The sequence below is a fragment of the Microvirga puerhi genome, assembly GCF_020089865.1.
GTDB classification, from domain to species: domain Bacteria; phylum Pseudomonadota; class Alphaproteobacteria; order Rhizobiales; family Beijerinckiaceae; genus Microvirga; species Microvirga puerhi.
This window is the reverse complement of record NZ_JAIRBM010000002.1, coordinates 421,265-430,243: the sequence shown is the minus strand read 5'-3', so window position 1 is coordinate 430,243 and position 8,979 is coordinate 421,265. Positions and strand designations below refer to the sequence as shown.

The window sequence follows — 8,979 nt, the reverse complement described above, 5'->3', positions numbered from 1 at the left end:
TTAATCCATGACCTGAGCGACGACGCCTGCACCGACGGTGCGGCCGCCTTCGCGGATGGCAAAGCGCAGCTTCTCTTCCATGGCGATCGGCGCAATCAGCGTCACTTCCATGGCGATGTTGTCGCCAGGCATCACCATCTCGGTGCCCTCAGGCAGCGTCACCACACCCGTCACGTCCGTCGTCCGGAAGTAGAACTGCGGACGATAGTTGGTGAAGAACGGCGTATGACGGCCACCCTCTTCCTTCGTCAGGATGTACGCCTCGGCCTTGAACTTCGTGTGCGGCTTGATCGAGCCGGGCTTGCACAGCACCTGGCCGCGCTCCACGTCCTCGCGCTTCGTACCACGAAGCAGAACGCCCACGTTGTCGCCAGCCTGGCCCTGATCGAGCAGCTTGCGGAACATCTCGACGCCCGTCACCGTCGTCTTCACCGTCGCCTTCAGACCGACGATCTCGACTTCCTCGCCGACCTTGACGATCCCGCGCTCAACGCGGCCCGTCACCACCGTGCCGCGACCCGAGATCGAGAACACGTCTTCAATCGGCATCAGGAACGGCTGGTCAATCGGACGCTCCGGCTGCGGAATGTAGCGGTCAACCTCAGCCATCAGCTCGAGCACGCGGTCGCGGCCGATCTCAGGCGAACGGTCTTCCAGCGCGCACAGCGCCGAACCCTTGACGATCGGAATGTCGTCGCCAGGAAAATCGTACTTCGACAAAAGCTCGCGAACCTCGAGCTCGACCAGGTCGAGAAGCTCGGGATCGTCGACCATGTCGACCTTGTTCATGAACACCACCAGCGCCGGAACACCGACCTGACGCGCCAGCAGGATGTGCTCGCGGGTCTGCGGCATCGGGCCGTCCGCCGACGACACCACCAGGATCGCGCCGTCCATCTGCGCCGCACCGGTGATCATGTTCTTCACATAGTCGGCGTGGCCGGGGCAGTCGACGTGCGCATAGTGACGGTTCGTCGTCTCGTATTCCACGTGCGCCGTCGAGATCGTGATCCCGCGCGCCTTCTCTTCCGGCGCCTTGTCGATCTGGTCATACGCCGTAAACGTCGCTCCGCCAGACTCCGCCAGAACCTTCGTGATCGCCGCCGTCAATGACGTCTTGCCATGGTCAACGTGACCAATCGTTCCGATGTTGCAGTGCGGCTTCGTCCGCTCAAACTTTTCCTTCGCCATCGTGGCACCCGTTCCTTAAATCAATCAGTTCTTGTTCAGTGGGTTCAGGCGTATTTCGCCTGAACCTCGGCAGCCACGTTCGACGGCACCTGCTCGTAGTGGTCGAACTGCATGGTATAGCTCGCACGTCCCTGGCTCATGCCGCGCAGGGTATTGACGTAGCCGAACATGTTGGCGAGCGGGACCATCGCATTGATGACCACGGCGTTGCCGCGCATGTCCTGACCCTGGATCTGACCACGCCGGGAGTTCAGGTCACCGATCACCGAACCGGTATAGTCCTCAGGCGTGGTGACCTCGACCTTCATCACCGGCTCGAGCAGAACCGATCCACCCTTCTGCAGGGCTTCGCGGAGCGCCGCACGAGAGGCGATTTCGAAGGCCAGAGCCGACGAGTCGACTTCGTGGAAGGCACCGTCGATGAGCTCGACCTTGATGTCGACCACCGGGAAGCCGGCAACGACGCCCGCACCCACGACCGACTGGAGGCCCTTTTCAACGCCCGGGATGTATTCCTTCGGAACCGCGCCACCGACGATCTTCGACTCGAACGCAAATCCAGCACCCTGATCGTTCGGCTGAACGACGATCTTCACGCGAGCGAACTGACCCGTGCCGCCGGTCTGCTTCTTGTGAGTGTAGTCCACCTCGGCCTTCTTCGTGATCGTCTCACGATAGGCCACCTGCGGAGCGCCCACATTGGCATCGACCTTGTAGGTACGACGGAGGATGTCGACCTTAATGTCGAGGTGCAATTCGCCCATGCCCTTCAGAATCGTCTGGCCGGACTCCTGGTCCGTCGAGACACGGAAGGACGGATCTTCGGCTGCGAGCTTCGCGAGAGCGAGACCAAGCTTCTCCTGGTCCGCCTTCGACTTCGGCTCGATCGCGATCTCGATGACGGGTTCAGGGAACTCCATCCGCTCGAGAATCACGGCCTTGCTCGGATCACAGAGCGTGTCGCCGGTGCGGACTTCCTTGAGACCTGCGAGAGCGACGATGTCGCCGGCATAGGCCTCCTTGATGTCCTCGCGGTTGTTCGCATGCATGAGCAGCATGCGGCCGACGCGCTCCTTCTTGTCGCGAGACGAATTGAGCAGCGTCTCACCGGCGTTCACCTTGCCGGAATAGACGCGGCAGAAGGTGATCGTGCCCACGAACGGGTCGTCCATGATCTTGAACGCAAGCATGGAGAACGCTTCGTCGTCGGACGGCTTACGGATGATCGGCTCTTCCGTCTTGAAGTCGATGCCTTCGATCGCCTCGCGGTCCGCCGGGGACGGCAGGAAGCTCACGACCGCATCGAGAAGCGGCTGGACGCCCTTGTTCTTGAAGGCGGAACCGCAGAGCACCGGATGGAACGCGCGGCGCTTGACGGCCGTGCGGATCAGGCCGCGCAGGGTGTCCTCGTCGGGCTCCTGGCCCTCGAGATACGCCACCATCGCGTCGTCATCCATCTCGACGGCAGCCTCGACGAGCTTGCCGCGGTACTCCAGAGCCTGATCCTTCAGGTCGGCCGGAATCTCGACTTCGTCGAACTTCGCTCCGAGAGCATCGCTCTCCCAGATGTAGGCCTTCATCTTGATCAGATCGACCATGCCGCGGAAATCGCTCTCCGCGCCGATCGGGATCTGCAGGCAAACCGGCTTGCCGGCCACGCGCTTGATGATGTCCTCGACACACTTGAAGAAGTTCGCGCCGGTCTTGTCCATCTTGTTGACGAACACGACACGCGGAACGTCGTACTTGTCGGCCTGGCGCCACACGGTCTCGGTCTGGGGCTCGACGCCTTGGTTGCCGTCGAGAACGCAGACGGCACCGTCGAGCACGCGCAGAGAACGCTCCACCTCAATGGTGAAGTCCACGTGGCCGGGAGTATCGATGATGTTCAGACGCTTGCCGTTCCAGAAGCAGGTGGTAGCAGCCGACGTGATCGTGATGCCACGCTCCTGCTCCTGCTCCATCCAATCCATGGTGGCAGCGCCTTCATGGACTTCACCGATCTTGTGCGACTTGCCGGTGTAGTAAAGGATACGCTCGGTCGTCGTCGTCTTGCCGGCATCGATGTGGGCCATGATGCCGAAGTTACGGTAGTCCTCAATTGCGTGCGTGCGGGGCATCGCTCAGCTCCTCGGGGTCCGACCGTTACCAGCGATAGTGCGAGAAGGCGCGGTTGGCTTCCGCCATCCGGTGCGTATCTTCGCGCTTCTTCACGGCGTTGCCGCGGTTGTTCGAGGCATCGAGCAACTCGGCAGACAGACGGTCGACCATGGTCTTGTCGTTACGGCCGCGAGCGGCCTGAATGATCCAGCGAATGGCAAGCGCCTGACGGCGCTCGGAACGAACTTCGACCGGAACCTGATACGTGGCGCCGCCGACGCGGCGGGAACGCACTTCGATCGCCGGAGCGACGTTATCGAGCGCCTGCTTGAAGACCTCAAGCGGGTTGCCCTTGGTGCGGGTCTCGATGATGTCGAAGGCACCGTAGACGATGCTTTCGGCAGCGGACTTCTTGCCGTCGTACATGATGGAATTCATGAACTTCGTGACGACCACGTCCCCGAACTTCGGATCCGGGATGATCTCACGCTTTTCGGCGCTGTGGCGGCGGGACATGAGCTAGCTCCGACCTCAATAACAGTTGGACGGCTTACTTCGGCCGCTTCGCGCCGTACTTCGAACGACGCTGCTTACGATTCTTCACGCCCTGGGTGTCGAGAACACCACGGAGGATGTGATAGCGAACACCCGGAAGGTCCTTCACACGACCGCCGCGGATCATGACCACGGAGTGCTCTTGAAGGTTGTGACCCTCGCCCGGGATATAACCGATGACCTCATAGCCATTGGTCAGGCGAACCTTGGCGACCTTACGAAGAGCCGAGTTCGGCTTCTTCGGAGTCGTGGTGTAAACGCGCGTGCACACGCCCCGCTTCTGCGGGCAGGCCTCAAGCGCGGGAACCTTATTCCGGCTCTTTTGCGCCGTCCGCGGCTTGCGGATCAGCTGACTGATCGTTGGCATTCTCTGCCCTCTTTCACCCACCACCACCCGGTGGCTTTGCGTGTCTTCAACGGTTGGACGCTGCGACGCAACGCCCGGCAAGCCATGAACTTGCACAAAACGAAGCCGCGCCACAGGCGGTTTTAAGCCCTTGGCGCGGTGCCAATGCAGAGGATCACGGCAGGACCGCGATCATGCCCCAAATCTGACATGTGTCAGTCAAGGTTGAGTTCGACAGCGTTTAGATCGATGGGGTCGAAGCTTGTCGCTTCGACAGTCAAGATCTACGGCCTGCCGGAAAGTTCGGTCTCTCTAGCGTTCGAGTCGGGAAAAGTCAACTCTTTTCGGCATTTCCCGTCGAGCGCCGCCTTAAGTTCAGAAAGTTACAGCTTCCTGTGGGAGATTTCCACTTGTAGCTGCATTCCGTCGACGGGAGATCCTCATGCCGCCCTGCATGCGGCAAAGCGCCCCGTTTCGGAAACGAGCAGGGCCGCCCGAAGGCGGCCCCGCCCAAACTCATGCCTGGTCGTTACTCGGCTGCAGGAGGCAGCTCGCTGACCTGAGTCGCCGACTCGGCCCGCTTCTGCTGCAGGATCAGTTCGTCGCGGTGTTGCGCGACGGCCTTGATCTGGGCGTTCAGCGCACCTGTGCCGGCCGGGATCAGGCTGCCGACGATGACGTTCTCCTTCAGGCCCTCGAGCGTATCGACCTTGCCGTTGACCGCCGCCTCCGTAAGGACGCGGGTGGTCTCCTGGAAGGATGCCGCCGAGATGAAGGAGCGGGTCTGGAGCGAAGCCTTGGTGATACCGAGAAGAACCGGCACGCCGGCGGCGGGCTTCTTCTTCTCGTCCACGAGGCGCTCGTTGATCTCCTCGAGCTCCAGCCGGTCGATCTGCTCGCCGGTCAGGAGATCGGAATCTCCACCGTCGGTGATCTCGACCTTCTGCAGCATCTGGCGAACGATCACCTCGATGTGCTTGTCGTTGATGAGCACGCCCTGGAGGCGATAGACCTCCTGGATCTCGTTCACCAGATAAGCGGCCAGCTCCTCGACGCCCTTGATCGCCAGGATGTCGTGCGGCGCCGGGTTTCCGTCGACGATGAAGTCGCCGAGTTCCACCACGTCGCCGTCCTGCAGGTGGATGTGCTTGCCCTTGGGGATCAAGTATTCCACCGGCTCCGAGCCATCATGCGGGTTCAGCGTCAGGCGACGCTTGTTCTTGTAGTCGCGGCCGAACTGGATCGTGCCGGACTTCTCCGCGATGATGGCGGCATCCTTCGGACGACGAGCCTCGAACAGCTCCGCCACGCGCGGCAGACCGCCCGTGATGTCGCGGGTCTTGGCGCTCTCGGTCGAGACGCGGGCGAGCACGTCACCGGCCTTGACCTTAGAGCCCGGATCCGCCGCGAGGATGGCCTCTACCGGAAGCAGATAGCGGGCATCGCCACCACGCGCCACCTTGGCCACCTTGCCGCCCTTGCCCTCAATGATGACCGCCGGACGCAGATCGGCGGTACGGGGCGAACCACGCCAGTCGATGACGACGCGCTTCGCGATACCGGTCGACTCGTCCATGGTCTCGATCATCGAGCCGCCGTCGACGAGATCCTCATAGCCCACCACACCGTCGATTTCGGTGAGGATTGGACGGGTATAGGGGTCCCATTCCGCGATACGCTGACCGCGCCTGATCGTGTCGCCCTCATCCACCTTCAGGCGGGAGCCGTACTGGAGGCGATGAGCCGCCCGTTCGGTGCCGTCCGGACCGGTGATGACGACCGACACGTTGCGTCCCATGACCACGAGATCGCCGTCCGAGTTCCGCGCGATGTTCTTATTGCGGAAGCTGATCGTGCCCTCGAAGCTCGACTCGATGAAGGACGAGTCGGCAATCTGGGCCGCGCCGCCGATGTGGAAGGTACGCATCGTAAGCTGCGTGCCCGGCTCGCCGATCGACTGCGCCGCGATGACGCCGACAGCCTCGCCATGGTTGACGGGAGTACCCCGTGCCAGGTCGCGGCCATAGCAGGTGGCGCAGACGCCGTTCTTCGACTCGCAGACGAGCACGGAACGGATCTTCACCTCCTGGATGCCGGCGGCATTGATCGCCTCGAGATGCGACTCCTCGATCATGGTTCCCTTCGGAACGATGATAGAGCCATCGGCAGCAATGAGGTCCTCGGCCGTCGAGCGACCCAGGATGCGGGAAGCCAGCGACGCGACCACCTGGCCGGCATCGATGATCGCCCGCATGCGGATGCCCTTCTCGGTGCCGCAATCGGTTTCGCGGATGACCGCATCCTGCGCCACGTCCACGAGACGGCGGGTCAGATAACCCGAGTTCGCGGTCTTGAGCGCAGTGTCGGCCAGACCCTTACGGGCACCGTGCGTCGAGTTGAAGTACTCGAGCACGTCCAGACCTTCCTTGAAGTTCGAGATGATTGGCGTCTCGATGATCTCACCCGACGGCTTGGCCATGAGGCCGCGCATGGCCGCGAGCTGCTTCATCTGGGCCGGCGAACCACGCGCGCCCGAATGGGACATCATGTAGATGGAGTTCACCGGCTTGTCGCGGCCGGCGTCATCCTTCTGCACCGCGGAGATGCGCGCCATCATCTCGCCTGCAAGGCGATCCGAGCACTTCGCCCAGGCATCGACGACCTTGTTGTACTTCTCACCTTGGGTGATGAGGCCGTCCTGGTACTGCTGCTCGTAATCCTTCGCGAGGGCACGAGTCTCCTCGACGATCTGCCACTTGTTCTCCGGGATCACCATGTCGTCCTTGCCGAACGAAATGCCGGCCTTGAACGCGTTGTAGAACCCGAGCGCCATGATGCGATCGCAGAAGATGACCGACTCCTTCTGACCGCAATGCCGATAGACGGCATCGATCATGTTGGAGATCTCCTTCTTCGTCATGAGCTTGTTCACGACGTCGAAGGGCAGCATCGGATCCTTCGGCAGGACGCGCGAGAGCATGACGCGACCAGCGGTCGTATCATAGATCTTCGTGATCGGCTTTCCGTCTTCACCCAGACCTTCCCAACGATACTTGATCTTGGAATGGAGGGTGATGACCTTCTCGTGCAGCGCGTGCTCGATCTCGCCCATGTCCGAGAAGGCTTTGCCCTGACCGGGCTCGCCATCCGAGATAATGGAGAGATAGTACAGGCCGAGGACGATGTCCTGCGACGGCACGATGATCGGCTGACCGTTGGCCGGATGCAGGATGTTGTTCGTCGACATCATCAGCACGCGGGCTTCGAGCTGCGCCTCGAGCGAGAGCGGCACGTGCACGGCCATCTGGTCGCCGTCGAAGTCCGCGTTGAACGCGGCGCAGACGAGCGGATGCAGCTGGATCGCCTTGCCCTCGATGAGCGTGGGCTCGAAGGCCTGAATGCCGAGACGGTGCAACGTCGGAGCGCGGTTCAGGAGAACCGGATGCTCGCGGATAACCTCGTCCAGGATATCCCAAACCTCGGGCTTTTCCTTCTCGACGAGCTTCTTCGCCTGCTTGACGGTGGCCGAAAGGCCGCGAGCGTCGAGCTTGGCGTAGATGAACGGCTTGAACAGCTCGAGCGCCATCTTCTTCGGCAGACCGCACTGGTGCAGCTTGAGCTCCGGACCCACCACGATCACCGAACGGCCCGAATAGTCGACGCGCTTGCCGAGCAGGTTCTGACGGAACCGGCCCTGCTTGCCCTTGAGCATGTCGGCAAGCGACTTCAGCGGACGCTTGTTGGCACCCGTGATGACGCGGCCGCGACGGCCGTTGTCGAACAGGGCGTCAACTGCCTCCTGGAGCATGCGCTTCTCGTTGCGGACGATGATGTCCGGCGCACGCAGCTCCATGAGCCGCTTCAAACGATTGTTGCGGTTGATGACGCGACGATAGAGATCGTTCAGGTCTGAAGTCGCGAAGCGGCCGCCATCGAGCGGGACTAGAGGGCGCAGATCCGGCGGAATGACCGGAACCACCGTCATGATCATCCACTCGGGCTTGTTGCCGGACTGGAGGAAGGCCTCGATGATCTTGAGGCGCTTCATCAGCTTCTTCGGCTTCAGCTCCGAAGTTGTGACGGCGATCTCCTCCCGGAGATCGGTCGCGGTCTTCTCCAGATCCAGCTCGGTCAGGATACGGCGGATCGCCTCCGCGCCGATCATGGCCGTGAAGGAATCTTCGCCGTACTCATCCTGAGCACGGATGTACTCTTCCTCAGTCAGCAGCTGACGGTCCTTGAGGGGCGTCAGGCCTGCATCGACCACGATGTAAGATTCGAAATAGAGGATCCGCTCCAGATCCTTCAGCGTCATGTCGAGCAGCAGACCAATGCGGCTCGGCAGCGACTTCAGGAACCAGATATGCGCGACGGGAGCGGCCAGCTCGATGTGGCCCATGCGGTCACGCCGGACGCGCGCAAGCGTCACCTCGACGCCGCACTTCTCGCAGATCACGCCCTTGTACTTCATGCGCTTGTACTTGCCGCACAAGCACTCGTAATCCTTGATCGGGCCGAAGATACGCGCGCAGAACAAGCCGTCGCGCTCGGGCTTGAACGTGCGGTAGTTGATGGTCTCCGGCTTTTTGATCTCGCCGTAAGACCAGGACAGAATCTTCTCAGGGCTCGCGATCGAGATCTTGATCTGATCGAAGCTCTGCGGCTGCGCCGTTTGGTTGAAAAGATTCATGACCTCTTGATTCATCGCCGTCTCCTAAAACCTCGAAGGCGTCATGACCGGATCAACCGGTCATCTTGGTCTGAAAGGGCTTAAAGCCCCTCCGGAT

General features: G+C 61.6%; 5 protein-coding genes. All 5 read right to left on the bottom strand.

All coding sequences use genetic code 11. The features are described 5' to 3' along the window. Nucleotides 1–1,191: an elongation factor Tu gene (gene tuf / locus K9B37_RS04390; protein WP_224311550.1), complete on the bottom strand. Its 1,191-nt coding sequence runs from the start codon at nt 1,189–1,191 to the stop codon at nt 1–3. 44 nt (nt 1,192–1,235) lie between these two features. Then, nucleotides 1,236–3,311: an elongation factor G gene (gene fusA / locus K9B37_RS04385; RefSeq protein ID WP_224311559.1), complete on the bottom strand. Its 2,076-nt coding sequence runs from the start codon at nt 3,309–3,311 to the stop codon at nt 1,236–1,238. A gap of 25 nt (nt 3,312–3,336) precedes the next feature. Next, on the bottom strand, nt 3,337–3,807 hold the full coding sequence (gene rpsG / locus K9B37_RS04380; protein WP_224311558.1) for a 30S ribosomal protein S7: 471 nt from the start codon (nt 3,805–3,807) through the stop codon (nt 3,337–3,339). A 34-nt stretch (nt 3,808–3,841) separates the two neighbouring features. Beyond that, nucleotides 3,842–4,213, bottom strand: a complete 372-nt coding sequence (gene rpsL, locus K9B37_RS04375) for a 30S ribosomal protein S12 (RefSeq protein ID WP_109596495.1) — start codon at nt 4,211–4,213, stop codon at nt 3,842–3,844. Nucleotides 4,214–4,721: 508 nt separating this feature from the next. After that, nucleotides 4,722–8,897, bottom strand: a complete 4,176-nt coding sequence (gene rpoC, locus K9B37_RS04370; RefSeq protein WP_224311557.1) for a DNA-directed RNA polymerase subunit beta' — start codon at nt 8,895–8,897, stop codon at nt 4,722–4,724. Between the last annotated feature and the right edge of the window lie 82 nt (nt 8,898–8,979).

Excerpts from the sequence above, each read along its gene's own strand:
- tuf (WP_224311550.1), bottom strand. The coding sequence starts at position 1,191 with ATGGCGAAGGAAAAGTTTGAGCGGACGAAGCCGCACTGCAACATCGGA.
- fusA (WP_224311559.1), bottom strand. The coding sequence starts at position 3,311 with ATGCCCCGCACGCACGCAATTGAGGACTACCGTAACTTCGGCATCATG.
- rpsG (WP_224311558.1), bottom strand. The coding sequence starts at position 3,807 with ATGTCCCGCCGCCACAGCGCCGAAAAGCGTGAGATCATCCCGGATCCG.
- rpsL (WP_109596495.1), bottom strand. The coding sequence starts at position 4,213 with ATGCCAACGATCAGTCAGCTGATCCGCAAGCCGCGGACGGCGCAAAAG.
- rpoC (WP_224311557.1), bottom strand. The coding sequence starts at position 8,897 with ATGAATCAAGAGGTCATGAATCTTTTCAACCAAACGGCGCAGCCGCAG.